We start from the raw sequence: 18,344 nt of genomic DNA, 5'->3' as shown, positions 1-18,344 counted from the left end.
TACCGCATCCACCTCGACGTGGACCGTGGCCGCTGGTACCTCACCGCATCCTGGCAACGCCCCGTCGTGAAGACCATCCCGCTGGAGGCCGCCCGCGCCCGGGGCATGATCGGCGTCGATACCAACGCCGACCACTTCGCCGCCTACCACCTCGACCGGCACGGCAACCCCATCGGAGACCCGCACCACTTCCCCTACGACCTGTCCGGAACCGCCGATCACCGCGACGCACAGATCCGCCACGCCCTGACCCGCCTGATCAACTGGGCCAAGCAGGCCGGTGTCGCCGCGATCGGCATCGAAGACCTCGACTTCACCACCGAGAAGACCCGCGAGAAGCACGGCCGCCGCAAGCGGTTCCGACAGCTCATCTCCGGCATGCCGACCGGAAAACTCAAGGCCCGGCTGGTCTCCATGGCCGCCGAACACGGCCTGAGCATTGTCGCGGTTGACCCCGCCTACACCACTTTGTGGGGTGCCCAGCACTGGCAGAAACCGCTGGTCACCCCACACCGAAAGATGTCTCGTCACGATGCCGCCGGTATCGCGATCGGGAGACGCGCCCTCGGGCACCCGGTCCGGGATGGGGTATCCCCTGCTCGAACGGAGTTGAGAGCTTGGGGAAGGGCAGCACCGCCCCCACACGACCGGAGCGATCGTGCGGGGCATCGGACCGTCCAGGCCAGACCAGATGACCGGGGACGTGAGGGAACCCGCCCACCCACAACGGACCGGCCCCCCGGAGGGCCGTCACCGAACGGGACGCGAAAGCGGGAACCCAGCGCATCCAACACCGTTCGGGACGCGCCCAGTACGCAACAATGGGTCCAGGACTCACTCACGCACACTGGTTAGGAACGGTCCTTCATCGGCTTGTTGCCGCTCATCATGTGCTCCTGGGAGGGTTGTACGAAGGTGTGAGTGGTGGTTGGGGCCGGTTGCAGCGGTGGCCGGGTCAGCTGTCGAGCCAGTCGGCGATGGAGTCGGTGTGCTCGCCCAGCCGGGGCGGGCGCCGGGCGTAGTGGACCGGGGTACGGGACAGCCCGATGGGGTTGGCCACAAGGTTCATCGGACCGTCGTGCCCGCCATCGGCCTCGGCGCCCGCGTCGTCCGGGGTGACGCGTGGCGCAAGCCCCAGCTGTTCGGCCAGGTCGAAGGCCCCGGCGAGGTCGTTCACCGGACCGCACGGCACGCCGAGCGGAGTGAGGAGGTCGAACCATTCGTCCGCCGCGCGCCGCCGGAGCCGTACGGACAGCTCTTCGGCGAGCGCGTCGACGTGGGTCACCCGGTCGGTGTTGGTGGCGAACCGCGGATCCACGGCCAGACCGGCCGCGTCCAGGCCCTGGCACAGCGCGGCGAACTGGCGGTCGTTGCCGACGGCGACGACGAGTGGCCGGTCCGCCGTCTCGTAGACCTCGTACGGGGCGATCGACGGATGGCGGTTGCCCAGGATGCCCGGCACCTGTCCGGCCAGTGTGTAGCCGGCGGACTGGTTGACCATGCCGGACAGCAGCGACGACAGCAGGTTGACCTCGACATGCTGACCCTCACCGGTCGCATCCCGATGACGCAGGGCTGCCATGACCCCCATCGCGGCATGCAGGCCGGTGAGTACGTCGACCAGCGCAACGCCCGTCTTGACCGGTTGCCCGGGGGCCGGTCCGGTGACACTCATCAGTCCGCCGACGGCCTGGATCAGCAGGTCGTAGCCGGGCAGCGCCGCACCCTTGCCCGCTCCGAAGCCGGTCACCGAGCAGTACACGAGACGGGGGTTGAGTTCGCGAACCCGCTCGTAGGCGAGCCCGTACTTGTCCATCGTGCCGGGGCGGAAGTTCTCGAACACCACGTCCGCCCGGCGGATCAGCTCCGTCGCCCTGCGGCGGCCCGTCGGATCACGCAGATCCACGGCGAAGGATCGCTTGTTGCGGTTGACGGAGAGAAAATAGGTGGCCTCACCCTGTGCCTTCGGCGGGCCCCATGCCCGGGTGTCGTCACCGGTCCCCGGCTGCTCCACCTTGATCACATCCGCGCCGAGGTCGGCGAGGAGCATGGTCGCGTACGGTGCTGCGAGAACCCGGCCGAAGTCGGCCACCAGCACGCCGGACAGCGGCAGTCGAGGGGTGTCGGTCATCGGGTCCCTGCCCGGGAGGCGCGCAGATAGACCGTGGTGGTCGTGGTGAAGAAGTCGCGGGCGGCACGGCCCTGCTCCTTGGGGCCGAAACCGCTCGCCTTCGCCCCACCGAAGGGCACATGCGGATCGGCGCCCGCGGTCTCGGAGTTGATGTGCAACACCCCGACGTCCAGGCGCTGCACGGCTGCGGTCACTGTCCGCAGGTCATCGGTGAACACGGCTGCGGCCAGACCGAATTCGCTGTCACCGACGAGATCGAGTGCGGTGTCGTCATCGGGTGCACGACGTACGACGACGACGGGACCGAACAGCTCCTCGCGCCACAGAGGGTCGTCCTCGGCGAGTTCCACGACGGTGGGCGGCAGGAAGGCGCCGGTGGAGCGCTCGTCGCCGTAGGGCCGGCCACCGGTCAGAATCCTCACGCCTGCACGGGCGGCACCTTCGTCCAAGGCACGCTGGATCGTGTCGCGTGCCCGGTGCGAGATCACCGGTCCCATCCGGACTCCGTCGTCGAGGGGATCTCCCACCTGAAGGGCGGCGGTGCGTGCCACGAGCCGGTCGAGGAACGCGTCGGCGATCCGCTCGTTCACGATGACTCGGGAGGTGGCGGTGCACTTCTGTCCGGTGGAGCGGAACGCACCTGCGAGGACTTCGGTGACGGCGAGTTCGAGGTCGGCGTCGGACAGTACGGCGGCGGCGTTCTTGCCGCCCGTCTCCGTCTGCACGGGCCGGGCGAGACGACCGCAGACGGCCATGACCTCGCGGCCTACGACAGTGGATCCGGTGAAGGTGACCGCGTCGATGTCCGGGTGACCGACGAGCCGCGCGCCCAGCTCACCGTCGCCGATCAACAGCGACAGCACCCCGTCCGGCAGTCCGGCCTCGACGAGTGCCTCGGCCATGCGCACAGCGAGCAGCGGTACGAGTCCGGAGGGCTTCCACACCACGGTGTTGCCGTATCCGAGCGCTGGGGCGATCTTCCACGCGGGAATGGCGACGGGGAAGTTGAACGGGGTGACCGCGGCAACGACACCCACCGGACGGTGGATCACCTGAATCTGCTCACCAGGCCGCGGGGAGGCGAAGACCTCGCCCGCCGGCCGGTCGGCCTCCGCTGCGCAGTAGCGGAAGATCTCTGCGGCCCGCCGGACTTCGCCGATTCCCTCGGGCAGGGTCTTCCCTTCCTCCCTGGACAGTTCCTCACCCCACTGGGCCGCATGTGCTTCGAGCACGTCGGCGGCGCGGGCAAGGATCCGGGCCCGGGTGTGATGGGGCGTGGCCGCCCAGTCCGGGAAGACCTTGCGTGCGGCTGCCACAGCGTCGTCCAGATCGGCGGGCCGGGCCGCGTTCCCCATCGCGACCGGTTCGTCGGGGCGGGCGGGGTTGATGTCGACCAGTTCTTCGCCCGCACCGGTGCGCCACTCCCCCGCCACCAGGTGGCGCAGGCGCGGGACTCCCTCCGGCGGAGCGGCGGCCTCCGGGGCGCGGTCACTGCCTGCGTGCTGCTGCATCGGCGTTCCCTTCCGTATGCGTCCATATGCGTCCGTACGCACCGTCCTGGAGCGCATCGGGATGACGAAGCCGTCATTCTCCGCATGCCGCAGCCCTTCACGCAGTGGACAGAATGTCCCGCCCATCTCATCGTTGGCGCTCCAATGCGTCCATGGCCGCCGTCCCCGGTGCGCGGTTGGCTCAGCGGTCCATCCCCATGCACCCAGGAGGAGATCCCATGCCTGCCACTCCCGGCCCGGTCGGCGGACCCCGGCTCTCACAGGAACGCCGGATCGTCACCGAGATCCCCGGCCCCCGCTCACGGGAACTCCTCGCCCGCCAGCGCGGACTCGTCCCGGCCGGTGTGGGCTCCACGCTGCCGATCTTCGTGGAGTCCGCAGGCGGTGGCGTGATCACGGACGCGGACGGCAACTCCCTCATCGACTTCGGTAGTGGCATCGCCGTCACGACGGTGGGCAATGCAGCCCCCCGGGTCGTCGCACGGGCCGTCGCGCAACTGGAGCGCTTCACCCATACCTGCTTCCTGGTGAACCCCTACCGCTCCTACCTCGACGTCTGCGAGACCCTGAACCGGCTCGCCCCGGTGCCCGGCGAGAAGCGCACCCTGCTCGTCAACTCCGGTGCCGAGGCGGTGGAGAACGCGGTCAAGATCGCCCGTGCGGCCACCGGCCGGCCGGCCGTCGTCGTCTTCGACCACGCCTTTCACGGCCGCACCCTGCTCACCATGTCGCTGACCGCGAAGAACCGCCCGTACCGGCAGGGGTTCGGCCCGTTCGCCCCCGAGGTGTACCGCGCCCCGATGGCCTATCCGTACCGTTGGCCGTCGGGACCGGCGCGCTGCGCCGAGGAGGCCGCCGCGGCACTCGCGGACCTGCTGGACCGGCAGGTGGGTGCGGAGAACGTGGCTGCCGTACTGGTGGAACCGATCCAGGGCGAGGGCGGCTTCGTCGTACCGGCTCCCGGCTTCCTGCGCAGGGTCGCCGAGCTGTGCCGGGAGCGCGGCATTCTGCTGATCGCCGACGAGGTGCAGACCGGTATCGGACGTACCGGGCGGATGTTCGCGTGTGAGGACGAGGGCATCGAGCCCGATCTGCTCACCACGGCCAAGGGACTCGGCGGCGGTCTGCCGCTGGGCGCGGTGACCGGGCGCGCGGAGGTGATGGACGCCGTTCCGGCGGGTGGCCTCGGTGGTACCTACAGCGGGAACCCGGTGGCGTGCGAAGCGGCGCTCGGCGTCTTCGAGGAGATCGAGACGCATGGACTGCTCGCGCGGGCACAGGAGATCGGCGATCTCATGCTCGGCGCCCTCGACGCGCTGCGGGCTACCCACCCGGAGATCGGCGAGGTACGAGGCCGGGGCGCGATGACAGCCGTCGAGCTGGTGACGCCGGACGGCTCCCGGAGCCCCGCGCCCGAGCTGGCGGCGAGGATCGCGGGCCGCTGCCACGCGCAGGGGCTTCTGGTACTGACGGCGGGCAGTTACGGCAATGTGCTGCGCTTCCTGCCGCCGTTGTCGATACCGGACGAACTGCTGAAGGAGGGCCTGGAGATCCTGGCGGCGGCGTTCGCCGAGGAAACCACCGGACCGTCGGCCTGACCCGCAGCGCGTCCGGCCCGTTCGGCGCCTCCGGCTCGTTCGGCGCGCTCAGCGAGTGCATCGCGCTCGGCTCGTCCGGGTCGTTCAACTCGTCCGGCTCATCCGGCGCGCTCAGCGCTCCGGCGCGTCCGACACGTCCGGCGCGTCCCGCGCATGCATCGCGCTCGGCACGTCCGGCAAGGTACTCGCCGCCCCGCGGACCAGTGACCGGCCGGCCGCCCGGTCACTGGTCCGCGATCCCCTCCCATGCGGCCAGCGCGAGCAGCAACTCGGCGCGTACGTGCGCGGAGTCGAGATCCACGCCCAGCAGTGTCCGGATCCGCTCCATCCGGCTGCGCAGCGTGTGCCGGTGGACCTCCAGGGCTGCGGATGCGGCACCCCACTGCCCGTGGTGCTCCAGGAACGCGCGGAGGGAAGCGAGCAGTTCCGTGCCGTTGTCCCGGTCGTGCGCGGCAAGCGGCGCGAGCCGTTCGGCGGCCACCCGGCGCAGGACCTCTCGGGTCTCGGGGGCGCTGACGAGCACGTGTCCGGCCAGCGACTCGAAGGCGACGAGCCCCGACCGGCCGCGCGCCTCGGCGACCGCGGCCGCGTTGCTCGCCTCCTGGAGCGCCTGCTGCCCGGCGTCGGGCTCGTGCACAAGGCTGAGCCCGGCCCAGAGGCGCGGCCCGAACCGTGCGACCGCATCGTCGACAAGGCCCCGGGCGAAACCGATACCAGTGGCGCCGCCGCGTCCGTCGCTCTCTGCGGGACCATCGTCCCCACCCGCTCGCATCCCCACTCGGGGGCCGTCCCCGGGCAGCAGAAGCACGGCACGCCCCTCACGTACGGCACCGAAGCGCGGCAGACCGATCTCGGCGAGGCGGGGGCCGACCGTGTCGAGGGCCTGCCGAGGGCTCGGCCCGCTCAGTACGAGGACGCGGATGCCGTTGCGGACCGGGAAGCCGGCCTCCGTCAGGTGGTCACGGGCGGTGCGCGAGGGGAGTGCCCCGTCCAGGACCATGCGCAGGAAGAGGCTGTTGACCCGGTGCTGTTCGTCCTGCAGGCGCAGAGGCTTCTCGGCCTGGAGCGCGATCAGCGACGCCGCATGCCCGAGCAACAGGTGGTCGACGGCGGTCAGTTCTCGGTCGGCAGCCAGCACGAGTCTGCCGTGGGTACGTGGGCCCACGCGGACCTGTTGGGCGACGACCACCCCGTGCGGTCCGGCGCTCAGCGCCTCCGTCGCCCGGTCGCTCCCGCCGGCGCTCCTCAGCTCGGCGAGCACCGCGGGGTCGACGCCCGCCGAACCGGACGGATGGGCGGCACGCACCGCACCGGCGTCGTCCAGGTACAGCACCGTGGCGTGCGTCGAGACGGCCAGTTCCCGTACGACGGCCCTGGCACCGTCGCGCAGCGCGGCCCGGGTCATCCGGGGCTGGACGCGGGAGGCCCTTACGACTCCCTCGTACTGCAGCTCGGCCAGGCGTTCCATCACTGCCTTGGTGATCGCGACGAACGGCGTGGGCAGCGGCACTTCGAGCAGGGGCAGTCCCACCTTGTCGGCCGCGTCCACGACGGCCGCGGGAACGTGCCGGTGCGAGAGTCCCGTGCCGAAGCCGACTGCGGCCACGCCGACATCCGCCAACCGCTGGATGTACGCCTGCTGCCCGGCCTCCGCTTCCGGCAGTCGCAGTCCGGTGGTGAGCAGCAGTTCGCCGCCGCTCAGCCAGGGAACGGGGTCGGCCAGATCGATGCTGTGGGCCCAGACGGCCTCCCGATCGAGCCCGTCCCGCCCGGCCAGCACTGTCAGCCGCAGCTCGGGGCGGCTGATCAGCCAGTGGAGGGGTACGCCCAAGGTTTCCACCGCCGCCCTGCCCGGGCCGCGGGATCGCACCCGGGCCTCTTGTTCGATCGGGCAAAGCTAGCAGGCCGGCCGGACTCCGCCTCGACCGGTGCGGGAGCGTTCCCGGATCCCTTCACGGCGCACAGGGTGTGCGACATCCCGCGAGTTCCTCCAGGGGTGTGAAACTGGCGACCTCGCGTAATCGGGAGTCACGTATTCCTCGGCTGTTGAGTGCTCATGGTGACCGTGAGTGGTCGCCAGGGTCAGTCACCGTGCCGATCCGCAGGGTGAGTTCGCCAAGGTGGTAGAGGATCATCCGGCCGGTGAAGACCTGCTCCTCCGGAAGCAGGAGCGGCACCCCATCGGCCAGGTGCAGTCGCACGGCCCCCGGGGCCGTTCCATCCTTGCTCGCCAAATCCGTCACGCTCCGTAGATCGCATTCGGCGCGAGAATCTCGCATCGGATGCGAAGCCCGGAGAGGAACAGCAGGTCAGCCATCCGATCGAGCGAAGTGGAACGACGCGACCCCGGCCCTTCGGCTACCGTCTCCGCAGGCACATGACAGGGCCCCTATCCCCTGATCAGCGGCTTCCCGACGCCCGCCCGACCAACGCGGCGCAGAAAGCCTCCAGTTCGCATCAGATGCCATTCGCGCCGGTCCCCAGATACGCGTCAAAGGGGCAATGAGTTGATTTTGAAGCCCTGAAGGCGTCCGGGCTCACTCGGCCCTGTCGGCGTCCTCGGCGAGGATGCGGTAGACCGTGGCTACCGAGGGCCGCTTGCCCTGGTTCTTGCCCGAGGTGATGACCAGTTTGCGGGCGATCTCGGGGACGGGGACCCCGTTGACCCGCAAGCTGCGGGCGTACGCGGCCATGTCGTCGTCGATGACCTTGGGGCGCCCGCCATGTCGGCCGCGCTCGCGGGCGGACGCCTGGCCCTCCAGGGACTTCTCCCGGATGTACTCGCGCTCGGACTCCGCCATGCCGGCGAAGAACACGAACAGGGCGGCGCCGTGCCCGGACGGGTCGTACATCCCCTGAAGGGGGCCGGTGAGGAGTTCGAGCTGGATGTCGTGGTGGCGCAGGTCCTCGGGGATGGTCAGCAGCTCGGCGGCACCGCGGCCCAGGCGCTTCATCTCGTGCACCGTGAAGATCACCCGCTGGTGCGGGACGGCCTTCTTGATGGTGCGGGCGAAGTCCATCGCCTTGACGAACTCCGGCCTCACCTTGACCCGGGTGCTGATCTTCTCCGAGAAGACCGGATCACAGCCCGCCTCTTCCAAGGCGTCGAGCTGGCTCTGGAGTTCTTGTTGAGCCGTACTGCAACGGGCATACCCCACCATCGTGGGCTTGGTCACGGCCTCCGGCACCGCGGCTCGATCGCCGGGCCCGTCTCCCACGCGCGGCCGGGGCCGCGGTCGGCAGGGGTGCGGACTTCGAGTTCGGCGCGGAGCTGGGGCACGAGCGTGAAGCGCGGGGTGTGGTACTTCGGGGCGACCTTGCCGCCGCGGGTGCGGCAGGCGCTTTCGGCGGGCACCTCACAGGTCGGACAGTCGAACTGTTCGAAAGCTGCGGCCGGTTCGGCGAGCTCTGGCATGTCGCAGAACTTTTCGCGAGGGGCATTGTGCGATAGCTGTTTTGCAAGAGATTGCGAGAACGGGGATCAGGGGCAAACCGAACATGGTTCGGTGGGGGGCTGCAGTCTCTCAGAACTACTCATTTCTGAGAACCATCATCCGCTCATTAAGGGCCTCACGACCAGGTTCATCACCGCGTCGACCGTCACGTCGATCGCCTGCTACCGGCTGGTGACATCGAGTTCGGCGTACATCCCGGCCATGTAGTGGCCGGGGAAGTTGCACACCAGCTCGTACCGGCCGGGCTGCAGGGCCAGCGTGGTCCACGCCATCGCGTCGGAGGCGATGCCGTCGCCGGCGCCCGCCCCGCAGCTGCGGGACGCCTCACCCAGGCTGCCCGCTTCGTCGATCTTCCCGTCCGGACCGGTGGGACGCTCCCCAATGCCTTGGCCCGGCGGCAGCGGCAGCACAATCACCTCGTGCGTCAGGACACCGGTGTTGAATACCCGTAGCGAGGTCACACCGCTGGGGACCACGGCCGGGTGGGCTGCCAGGCGCATCATGCGCATGCCGTATCCGCCGCCCATCATGCCCTGCCCCATGTCGTCCGCGGTCACGTCCACCGAGTGGCCTCGCAGGGCAGGCGCACTGCACTGCACGCCCGGCGCCCGCCAGGCTGCGGGAGCCGCGCTGCGGAAGGCGCCGGTGGCGGCGAGCGCCATCGTGGTGGCGATGCCCAGCACTAGCGCGGCGACGGCCCCGGCGACGGCCAGCCACGTTGGCGTCGGCGGTTCGCACTCACCGATGCTCCCGCAGTAGGGCCAGCCGCCGTTTGTACTCGTCTTCGTCGATCTCCCCGCGGGCGAACCGCTCGGCGAGCAGGTCCTCGGCTCGTCTGCTTCCCTGCCTCGACTCAGCCGACGGGGGCGGCAGGCCTGCCTGGTGGCTGCGGTGGGTGCTGGTGAGGTAATGGACGAGTGCGACGAGACCGGCGATCACCAGGCCCCAGAACAGCACCATGATCACGGTCATAACTAGCCGCCCCAGCCCCAGCCGCCGTCGTACCACATCACGCCGATCACCTTCCTCGGCCATCAGGCGCCTGCATGCGCTTCCAGTGTGCGTCAGCGCGGGCTTCGGCGCAGAGGCCACGGAATCGGAATCCCTGCCCAGGTGGGCGAACGGGCCCGCGTGCCCGGGCAGCGATGGTTTTTTTGAAGATCGCTATGGCGCCAGGGCGATACCGGCCGCCCGCAGTTGTGCCGCCAGGTCGGCGGGGATCGACATGGGGGTGGTCAGCCCGACGCGGGCGCGGCCGGTGTTCCCGCTCGGGTAGCGGCCGGCCGCCGAGCCGGGAGCGGCCACCGCCAGGCGCACGAGCTGGCCGAGGACTTCACGGAGGTCTCCCCCGTGCACGGCGAGGCGGAGCATGACCGCGTGGGTGCGGGTGTGGGGGCCGGGCCAGGGCTGGGACAGGATGTGCGCGCGCTCGGCGGCACGCCAGCGCACCGGCAGCGGGCCCGGGGTGCGGGCGGTGTCCATCTCGGCGGTATACGCGGCGCGCAGGGGCGCGGGCATGGGGGTGCGGCGGGGCACAGCAAGACCTCCACAGTTCAGGATTTTCTGAATTCAATCATCTGTGTATCGTGGCGTCCATGTTGAGTCTCGCCACCGATCTCGATGCCTTGACCCGCTTCGGCCGGGCGCTGGCTGACCCGATCCGTTGCCGCATCTTGCTCGCCCTGCGCGATGCCCCCGCCTACCCGGCCGACCTCGCCGACGCCCTCGGGATCTCCCGCACCCGGCTGTCGAACCACCTGGCGTGCCTGCGCGACTGCGGGCTGGTCGTCACCGTTCCCGACGGCCGCCGCACCCGGTACGAGCTGGCGGACGAACGCCTTGGCCACGCGCTCGACGACCTGCGCACCGCTGTGGTCGCCGTCGAGACCGACCGGACGTGCCCGGACGCCGAGACGAAGGGCTGCTGCTGATGGCCGCCGAGATATCCCCGTCCCTCGGCTCGAGCCCGACTCGGCGTGATGTGCTCACGCGCCGGATACGGCTGCTGGTCGCCGCGACCATCACCTACAACGTCATCGAGGCGATCGTCGCCATCACCACCGGCACGATCGCTTCCTCCACGGCCCTGGTCGGCTTCGGCCTCGACTCGGTCATCGAAGTGTCCTCCGCCACTGCGGTCGCATGGCAGTTCTCCGCCCGCGAGCACGCGGTGCGCGAGGCCCGGGAGAAGACGACCCTGCGGATCATCGCCGTCTCCTTCTTCGCGCTCGCCGCGTACGTCACCGTCGACGCCGTCCGCGCCCTGGCTGGGACCGGCGAGGCCGATCGGTCGATCCCCGGCATCGTCATCGCGGCCCTGTCGCTGGCGATCATGCCGTTTCTGTCCGCCGCCCAGCGCAGGGCCGGACGTGAACTCGACTCCGCCAGCGCGGTCGCCGACTCCAAGCAGACGCTGCTGTGCACCTACCTGTCGGCCGTGCTGCTGGTCGGCCTGGTCCTCAATGCCACCCTCGGCTGGTCGTGGGCCGACCCGATCGCCGCGCTCATCATCGCCGCCGTCGCGGTGAAGGAGGGCCGCGACGCCTGGCAGGGCAAGGGCTGCTGCGCACCCACGCCCGCAGTGGCGCCGTCCACCGAGACGGACGCGTGCGGCTGCCGTCCCGGATGCGACTGCTGCAACTGATTTCCTCTACCCACCACGGAGCCCCGGCGCCAGACCGGGGCCCCGCCGCGTGCGCAGCCTCCTAACTCTTCCTCATCGGAGTCCTCGACGGCGTCCGGGTCCCGGAAGGGGCGCAGGCCCCGGCCGGGGCCGCTGGCCTTGATGTTGAACAGATAGCGGCCCAGGAAGTTGAAGTGCCGGTCCTTGAGCGGAGAGAGCCGGGCCACGTCCTCGCTCACTGCGCCGAGCTTGTCCACCGACAGCCGGGCACGTCCCCCGCCCTCGGGGACGACAATCTCCACCTTCGCGTTGTCGCCGGCTTCATCCAGGCGGTCGGCCATCTGCCGCCACGCCGCATCGAGCCCGCGGGTGAGCTGGGCCAGGTGCTCGCCCGCGTCCTCGGTCAGGGACAGGCCCGCCAGGACGTCCGCGCGCATCGCCTCCCACCGTGGGCCGTCCAGCAGCCGGGCGCGCGGCTCGGCCCACCGGTTCGACGGGGCCGCGAATACGTCGCGCCGGTTCAGGGCACGGTGCAGTTGCTCCAGCACGCACACCACGTACGCGTCGCGGTCGACCGAGCCCTGGGGCAGTTCGGCGTTGGAGAACACCGCCCGCTTCCACATCGCGGGCACCAGGTCGGCGTCGACGTCTCGGGGCAGCAGCGGCCGGTCCTTGACCGGGCGGCGCGACAGCGCGGGCAGACGTCGCACCGCCTTCAGGATGCGCCGCCCACCCGGGGCCGCGCCCAGCGCCTCCGACTCACCCGCTCTCGGGCAGGAACAGACGCCAGTTGACCGCCGCCGAGGCGTGGTCACGGGCGAGATGCAGCGAGACGCCGACCCGGCAGTTGGTGACCTTGCCCGCCGTGCCGGTGTACTGCCGCGACACACACGCCGAAGCGCTGCCGTCCTTCAAGAACCCCGTGCCGTCGAAAATGAGCGCGGACGGCCGGATCGCCGCTTCCATTCTCCAGGCCACCCTGGCCCGCACATGCGCCGGATCCCAGGGACTGGTGGTCACGAAATTGGCCAGCGCCTGCCGATTCCCGTCCTCACCCAGCCGGGCCGCCATCGGCTCGACCGACTTGCGCCGCCCGTCGGTCAGCAGCCCCCGCAGGTAGACCTGCCCCCACCGACGCTGATCCTTCCGCGCGAACGGCTCAAACACCTCCGCCGCGAACGCCTCCAACTCACCACGCGCAGACGCAACCTCGTCCGGAGTCACACACTCTCAACGCCACCCGAACCCAACAGACACGCACCACCACAACCGACCTGACCAAGCACTACTAGCTCGCCTGCGCCAAGTGCCCCGCAGCGGCGTCACCGCCGCCGCTTGCGGCCCTTGCCCTTGCCTCCTCCGCCTGGTCGGCGCCGCTGATGGCCGCGGCCCAGACGCACAGCCGGCTGTCGACGGGCCTGCTCGGCGACCGCCTTCAGGTCCGTCAGGCCCGACCGGTCGGGGTGACCGGATACGAGGGCGGCTTCAAGAGCCTCACGGGCGGAGAGTTCCTGGCCTCCCAGGATTTCGAGGAAGCCTTCGGGGCCCGCTGCCTCCAGGAGCTGGAGCAGACTCTCGGCGACCATGAGGAGGCTCTCGGGCTCGGTGAGGTCCTCGGCATCGAGGACCTCCCGGCGTACCAGGACACTCAGGGCGGTGGGTGCGAGGAGCGGGTCGCCGCGCAGGCCGCGCAGCACGGCCTCGCCGTCCGGGTGCGCCTCGGCGAGGGTGTCCAGCATGGCTTCGGCGCGGGTACGGAACGGGGTGGTGCGCACCGCGTCGGTCAGCTTCTCCAGCGCCTCGCCGGGGCTCTCCTGGGCGGCGGTCCAGGCAGCGAGTTCGGTGCGGGCGGCGTCAGGGTCGTAGTGCTCGGCGATGACGCCGAGAAGCCCGGCGGCGGGGGCGTGGGCGAGTTCACCGACGAGCGGGGCATCACGCCCCTCGGCGAGCAGCCGACGGCGTACGGAGTCGTGCCCGAGGGCGGTGAGACGGATCAACTCGACGGGTCCGTCGGCGAGTTCCGCCCGCTTTGCCTTGGTCCGCTCTTCGGTGTCCTCGTTCTCCCCCTGCCCACCGGCGACGGCGCCGAAGAGCTCGGCGAGCTCGGGCGGCATCCCGGCGGGCGGCAGCGCCGGCTCCTCCAGTGGCAGGTCGAGGAAGACCTTGTCGGCCATGCCCTCGTGCCGCTCGATCGCGCCCAGGTCCTCCAACACGTCCAGTGCGGTGCGCAGATCACGGTCCGCGTGTCCGAGCTCCCTGCGCCAGGCGTATGGCCCGGTCAGGTCGTACTCGGCGCGGTAGCCCAGGTGCAGCGAGTCGCGCAGCCGGGGCCAGGGCATGGCGTACGGCAGGCTGTAGAGAGTGTTCAGGACATCCGGCACGGCGTCCTCGAAGCTGTCGAAGAGCATCGACTCGACGTGTCGGCCGCCGCGGGCGCCCAGGAGTGGTCCGCGCAGTTCGGAGAAGGTCTCAAAGGCGCGCCGCCACAGCGCGAGCGGGTCCTTCAGCAGGGGCTCCGCCTTGGCGACCGCATACAGCCGCCCCTTGGCCACCCGTACCAGCCGGGCCTTCTTCGCCCACTCGACGGCAAGCCCCAGTCGCGGCAGTTGCGTGGAGGAGCGCACCGTCTCCACCGCGTCGCCCGTCCCCAGCTCGGCGACGAGGGCGCGCGCGTCCGCCATCCGCAGGCTGCCCGTCGCGGTGAGTACGCGCCCCTCACGGCCCGCCCAGTCGGCGATGCCCCGCAGCCACCGCAGCGCACGGGACGTCTCGGCGAGTGCACGCAGCTCGTTCTCCCCGGGCAGCACGACCGGCAGCTGCGGTTCGGCGCGTGTCACGGTTGCCGGGCCGCGCGTCAGATGGTTCCGCACCACCTCGTCCAGCGTCTCCTGGTCGTACGTCACCTCGCCGCGCTGAGCCCGCTCCACGAAGCGCTGAAGCGCCGCCGGATCGTGGATGTCGACACCCTGCTCGGCTGCGGTGGTCGTCCAGAACTTCGCCATTCCCCAGCGGCCGCGGTCAGCCATGGCGGGGGCGTGCCGCGGTGCGAGGGTCTCGATCGCAGCCAGGTTGTCGGCCAGCGAGGCCCCGCGCGGGTCGCTGAGGCCCATCGCATCGAGGTAGCGCAGCAGGGCTGCGAGCGTGCCGGGCACATCCGCCGTCTCCTCGCCGGGCAGCACGGTGATCGTGCGCGGCAGCCAGTCCAGCAGATACGCCTCGATGTGCCGGGGCTCCCACAGCCCCAGTCGCCCGTCGCAGGTACCTCGATGGCGATAATCGAGCGCCGCCTCGACGACGAAGGGGTCCACGCTCTCGCCGCGCTCCCGGGCCCACTGACCCATCCGGTGGATCAGCAGCGAACATGCTGCCTCGTATTCCTCGGTCTCCTCGGGCGCGAAGAACATCCGCATCACACCGGCCCTGCCTGTCCTGTCGTACGGTCGCCGTCCGACCGCACGCTAGCGGCCCCGAACCACCCTCGCGAACCGATCCTGTTCTCCACCGCCGTGATCGTCCGGGCACTCGCCTCACCCCGGGGGCGGGGCGGCCGGTACGGCAAGAGCTTGCCCACGGGGGCGGAGAGCGCGCAGAGACGGAGCGACTCGGAGCGGGCGAGGTCCGCTTCCCGCCGGGCCAGGGCCGCGAACCGAACTCCTCTACGATCGTCCGGGTGTGCGCAAACGTCATCGTCGCCGAAGACGACGAGAAGCAGGCCGAACTCGTACGCCGTTACCTCGAACGTGAGGGCCACGCGGTCACCGTCGTCGGGGACGGTCTCGCCGCGCTCGACGAGGTGCGGCACGGGCAGCCCGACCTGCTCGTGCTCGATGTGATGATGCCGCGGGCGGACGGGCTCGATGTGGTGCGTGTCCTGCGCGCCGAGCACCGGGAACTGGCGGTGCTGATGCTGACGGCCCGGACCACCGAGGACGATCTGCTGCTGGGTCTCGACCTGGGAGCGGACGACTACATGACCAAGCCGTACAGCCCGCGCGAACTGATGGCCCGGGTCCGTACGCTCCTGCGCCGCACGAATCGGCCAGGACAGGTGAACCCCTCCCCGGACGCCGTTGATGAGGTGCTCTCCGTGGGCGCACTCAGAGTCGACCCTGCCCGGCACGAGATTTCGGTCGACGGTATGTCGGTGGAATGCACGCCGGGCGAGTTCCGCATCCTCGCCGCGATGGCCGCCGAGCCCGACCGGGTCTTCAGCAGGCAGCGGCTCCTGGAGGAGCTGCACGGCTTCGACCGGTACATCAGCGACCGCACGGTCGACGTGCACATCATGAACCTGCGCAAGAAGATCGAGCCCGCCCCGCGGAAGCCGTCCCGGCTGCTCACCGTCTTCGGAGTCGGGTACAAACTGACCGACCCCACAAGGGGCGCGTCGCGTGCGTAGCCGTGGCCGGCCGGACCGCCGGCGACTGCCGCTCCGCAAGAGTCTGCTCGTGCGGCTGCTGGCCGTATCGGCGCTGGTGGCGGCCTGTTCGGTGGCGGCCACCGCCTGGCTCGCCGTACAGACCACCTCCGGTGCCATCAAGCAGGAGCAGGGCCAGAACCTCACCGCGGATGCCCGGATCTACACCAAGCTGCTCGGCTACGCGGCGGGTCATTCCCAGTGGGACGGCGTCGACAAGACGGTGCGCGACCTGGCGACGCGGTCGGGCCGCCGGATCGCCCTGACCACCCAGAGCCGGGAGATCATCGCCGACTCCGCGACCGGGGCGCCCCCGCCCGCGCTTCCCACGCAGGCGTCGGCCATAGTCGACCCGCTCTCCGTGGACACAGCTCTGGCAGCGCAGTCCTCCGGAGCGACCGGCACCGCGGCCGACCGCGTCGACCCGCGGGCCGTCGGACCGTTCCGCCTGCCCCCGGCCGAACGTACGCAATTGCGTCGCGCCGCCGACCGGGGCGTGGCGTGCCTGAACGACGCCGGGGTCGCCTCGGACGTCGTCGAGGAACCGAGCGGGCGCCCCCGCATCCAGATCGTCGGCAACGACCCCGACCGGATCCTGGGCACCAGATGCTCGACCGACGCGCTGGACAGACCCACCGGAACCGAGAAGAAGGCACTCGACGCGCTCAATAAGCTGGCCGCCGCCTGCCTGGAGCGCCAGGGCCGTGCAGCCGTGCACCTGCGCCTGGACCTCTCCTGGGGCCCAGACCCCGAGCCGGAACCGAGCGCGGGCCCGGTCCGTCGACGTTCCACCGCCACCCCCGTCCCGGCGCCGACCGTCCAGAGCAGCGACAACGACCGGGCGATCGCGTCGTGCGTCGGCGCCGCCCGCCGCGAGCAGCTCAGTTCGTACGTCGCCTCGCCCGCACTGCTGTTCATCGGGGACGCGGGCGGCGCCACCGTCCCCGGTTTCGATCTCTCACCGGCGAACACCGCCCGTATCGCAGGTGTCGCCACCCTGGTCCTCGCCCTCACCGTCGGCGCCTCGGTGCTGGCAGGAGTCCGGCTCGTACGGCCGTTGCAGGCACTCACCGGTGCCGCCCAGCGAATGCGGGACGGCGAGGAATCGGCGCCCGTACCGGTCACCGCGGACAACGAGATCGGGCGACTGGCCGCCGCCTTCAACGATATGACGGCGCATCGTGCACGCCTTGAGCAACAGCGGAAGGTGATGGTCAGCGATGTCGCCCACGAGTTGCGCACCCCGCTGAGCAATATCCGCGGCTGGCTGGAGGCGACGCAGGACGGCGTGGCCGAACTCGACGCGGCTTTCGTCTCCTCGCTCCTGGAGGAGGCCGTTCAGCTGCAGCACATCGTCGACGACCTTCAGGACCTGGCCGCGGCCGACGCCGGCGCGCTGCGTCTGCACCCGGCGCCGGTACGGATCGACGACCTCCTCGGCCAGGTCGCCGCGGCTCACCAGGCCCGCGCCGAGACGGCCGAAGTGACTCTGACGGTACGCACGGCCGACCCCGGGCCCTCTCCTCTTTCCCTGACCGCCGACCCGGTACGGCTGCGGCAGGCCCTCGGCAACCTGGTGTCCAACGCGGTACGCCACACACCTCCGGAAGGACACGTGACCCTGCGCGCGTACGGCTCCGAGTCAGGTGACGAGGTGGTCGTGGACGTCGAGGACACCGGCAGCGGCATCTCGCCCGAGGACCTCCCGTACGTCTTCGACCGTTTCTGGCGCGCGGAGAAGTCGCGGAGCCGCCGCACCGGCGGCAGCGGTCTCGGCCTGGCCATCGTCCGCAAACTCGCCGAGGCGCATGGTGGCGTGGTGAGCGCCGCGAGTACGGAGGGAAAGGGCTCGGTCTTCACGCTGCGCCTGCCGACGGGTCCGCATCCCACACCGGCGGGCGGGCCACCGAAGCCCTCCGACCGTCCGGACGAGGCCGCCCTGCACCATCGGGGCTGATGCGATGACCACAGCGATCTGACAGCTTCTTCATAAGTTCACGCGAGGCTGACGGCATGCCCGGCGCCTGGTGCGAATCGGCATCCAGGCACCACCAAGGCCGGGCTGGAACTGGAGCCACGTATGTCCCACCGTCCCCGTCCGACCCTGCGCACCGCCGTCCTCACCGCCGTCGCGGCGGGCGCAGTACTCCTCCCCTCCGCCACGGCCCTCGCATCGGTCCCTGCCGACGCAACGCCCAGCCCTTCGGTGACGTCCACCGAGCGGACCCCGGCGCCCATTCTGGAAGCCGGGCCGAGCAGGCCCGCGCCTGGCGTGGGGCCCTCGGTGGCGCCCCGTGGCGGCGTGGCCGCGGGCGACACGCCCAGCGCGACCCCGGCCGTGCGCTCGAAGGGTGGCTCCGCCGAGCCGCGTGGCGGCGTGGCCGCGGGCGAGCGTCCGATCGGCACGACGAGCAACACCACCGCCGCCGTCGCGGGTTCGGTCGCCGCCGCGGCCCTGCTCGGGGGCGCGGGCACTCTGGTGCTGCGCCGCCGCGCGACCGCACACCGCAACGGCTGACCCTGATGGGCGAGGGCGACGCCGAGGGCCCCGACGGTGTCGTACGCCCGGCCGGTGAGCTCCTCGCCGCGCATGGCATTGCCGCTGTCGA

General features: G+C 70.9%; 17 protein-coding genes and 2 pseudogenes. 7 read left to right on the top strand and 12 right to left on the bottom strand.

What is annotated here, in order from left to right; translation table 11 throughout:
• On the top strand, positions 1–855 hold an 855-nt coding region (locus AB0N06_RS34355), incomplete at its 5' end, for an IS200/IS605 family accessory protein TnpB-related protein (protein WP_366138603.1).
• 100 nt (positions 856–955) lie between these two features.
• Here the strand turns inward: AB0N06_RS34355 and AB0N06_RS34350 are convergent.
• Together AB0N06_RS34350 and AB0N06_RS34345 are read right to left on the bottom strand one after the other, a co-directional pair.
• The gene (locus AB0N06_RS34350) at positions 956–2,131 is read right to left on the bottom strand and encodes a CoA transferase (RefSeq protein ID WP_366138602.1); all 1,176 of its coding nucleotides are present in this window, start codon (positions 2,129–2,131) and stop codon (positions 956–958) included.
• Positions 2,128–3,642: an aldehyde dehydrogenase family protein gene (locus AB0N06_RS34345; protein ID WP_366138601.1), complete on the bottom strand. Its 1,515-nt coding sequence runs from the start codon at positions 3,640–3,642 to the stop codon at positions 2,128–2,130. Before AB0N06_RS34345 ends, AB0N06_RS34350 begins: the two co-directional genes overlap by 4 nt.
• 218 nt (positions 3,643–3,860) lie before the next feature.
• Between AB0N06_RS34345 and gabT the strand changes: the two genes are divergently transcribed.
• Positions 3,861–5,240, top strand: a complete 1,380-nt coding sequence (gene gabT / locus AB0N06_RS34340) for a 4-aminobutyrate--2-oxoglutarate transaminase (protein ID WP_366138600.1) — start codon at positions 3,861–3,863, stop codon at positions 5,238–5,240.
• 223 nt (positions 5,241–5,463) lie between these two features.
• Here the strand turns inward: gabT and AB0N06_RS34335 are convergent, their stop codons facing one another.
• The 7 genes from AB0N06_RS34335 to AB0N06_RS34305 form a co-directional block, all read right to left on the bottom strand.
• Positions 5,464–7,071 carry a PucR family transcriptional regulator ligand-binding domain-containing protein gene (locus AB0N06_RS34335; protein WP_366138599.1) on the bottom strand — a complete coding sequence of 536 codons (1,608 nt, stop codon included), beginning with the start codon at positions 7,069–7,071 and terminating at the stop codon, positions 5,464–5,466.
• Positions 7,072–7,294: 223 nt separating this feature from the next.
• Positions 7,295–7,474 (bottom strand): hypothetical protein, encoded by a 180-nt coding sequence (locus tag AB0N06_RS34330; RefSeq protein ID WP_366138598.1) that lies wholly within the window; start codon positions 7,472–7,474, stop codon positions 7,295–7,297.
• A 303-nt stretch (positions 7,475–7,777) separates the two neighbouring features.
• On the bottom strand, positions 7,778–8,416 hold the full coding sequence (locus AB0N06_RS34325; RefSeq protein ID WP_366138597.1) for a recombinase family protein: 639 nt from the start codon (positions 8,414–8,416) through the stop codon (positions 7,778–7,780).
• Complete coding sequence (locus AB0N06_RS34320) at positions 8,413–8,655, bottom strand: hypothetical protein (RefSeq protein ID WP_366138596.1); 243 nt, start codon at positions 8,653–8,655, stop codon at positions 8,413–8,415. Before AB0N06_RS34320 ends, AB0N06_RS34325 begins: the two co-directional genes overlap by 4 nt.
• A gap of 201 nt (positions 8,656–8,856) precedes the next feature.
• The gene (locus AB0N06_RS34315; RefSeq protein ID WP_366138595.1) at positions 8,857–9,378 is read right to left on the bottom strand and encodes a hypothetical protein; all 522 of its coding nucleotides are present in this window, start codon (positions 9,376–9,378) and stop codon (positions 8,857–8,859) included.
• A gap of 55 nt (positions 9,379–9,433) precedes the next feature.
• Entirely contained in the window at positions 9,434–9,667 is a 234-nt protein-coding gene (locus AB0N06_RS34310) for a hypothetical protein (protein WP_366138594.1), read from the bottom strand.
• 192 nt (positions 9,668–9,859) lie between these two features.
• A complete protein-coding gene (locus AB0N06_RS34305) occupies positions 9,860–10,231 on the bottom strand; it encodes a DUF3703 domain-containing protein (protein WP_366138593.1) in 372 nt (123 codons plus the stop codon).
• 59 nt (positions 10,232–10,290) lie between these two features.
• Here AB0N06_RS34305 and AB0N06_RS34300 point away from each other — a divergent pair, with 59 nt between their 5' ends.
• A complete protein-coding gene (locus AB0N06_RS34300; RefSeq protein WP_366138592.1) occupies positions 10,291–10,626 on the top strand; it encodes a metalloregulator ArsR/SmtB family transcription factor in 336 nt (111 codons plus the stop codon).
• On the top strand, positions 10,626–11,339 hold the full coding sequence (locus AB0N06_RS34295; RefSeq protein ID WP_366138604.1) for a cation transporter: 714 nt from the start codon (positions 10,626–10,628) through the stop codon (positions 11,337–11,339). Before AB0N06_RS34300 ends, AB0N06_RS34295 begins: the two co-directional genes overlap by 1 nt.
• Before the next feature lie 209 nt (positions 11,340–11,548).
• On the opposite strand, the pseudogene AB0N06_RS34290 reads toward AB0N06_RS34295, so the two are convergent.
• The 3 genes and pseudogenes from AB0N06_RS34290 to AB0N06_RS34280 form a co-directional block, all read right to left on the bottom strand.
• Positions 11,549–12,082: pseudogene (locus tag AB0N06_RS34290) on the bottom strand (Tn3 family transposase); the annotation flags it as partial.
• 1 nt (position 12,083) lies between these two features.
• Positions 12,084–12,542, bottom strand: a pseudogene (locus AB0N06_RS34285) (transposase); the annotation flags it as partial.
• A gap of 98 nt (positions 12,543–12,640) precedes the next feature.
• A complete protein-coding gene (locus AB0N06_RS34280) occupies positions 12,641–14,722 on the bottom strand; it encodes a hypothetical protein (RefSeq protein WP_366138591.1) in 2,082 nt (693 codons plus the stop codon).
• A 266-nt stretch (positions 14,723–14,988) separates the two neighbouring features.
• On the opposite strand from AB0N06_RS34280, the gene AB0N06_RS34275 reads away from it, so the two are divergent.
• The 3 genes from AB0N06_RS34275 to AB0N06_RS34265 all read left to right on the top strand — a co-directional run bounded on the left by AB0N06_RS34275 (position 14,989) and on the right by AB0N06_RS34265 (position 18,253).
• Positions 14,989–15,717, top strand: a complete 729-nt coding sequence (locus AB0N06_RS34275) for a response regulator transcription factor (protein WP_366138590.1) — start codon at positions 14,989–14,991, stop codon at positions 15,715–15,717.
• Positions 15,710–17,692 carry a HAMP domain-containing sensor histidine kinase gene (locus AB0N06_RS34270; protein WP_366138589.1) on the top strand — a complete coding sequence of 661 codons (1,983 nt, stop codon included), beginning with the start codon at positions 15,710–15,712 and terminating at the stop codon, positions 17,690–17,692. The genes AB0N06_RS34275 and AB0N06_RS34270 overlap by 8 nt, the downstream gene beginning before the upstream one ends.
• A 123-nt stretch (positions 17,693–17,815) precedes the next feature.
• Entirely contained in the window at positions 17,816–18,253 is a 438-nt protein-coding gene (locus tag AB0N06_RS34265) for a hypothetical protein (protein ID WP_366138588.1), read from the top strand.
• The last annotated feature ends 91 nt before the right edge of the window (positions 18,254–18,344 follow it).

This window comes from Streptomyces sp. NPDC051020, from assembly GCF_040683105.1.
In the GTDB taxonomy this organism is placed as follows: Bacteria; Actinomycetota; Actinomycetes; order Streptomycetales; family Streptomycetaceae; genus Streptomyces.
The sequence above is the reverse complement of the archived record's forward strand: the minus strand, read 5'-3'. Positions and strand labels throughout refer to the sequence as shown.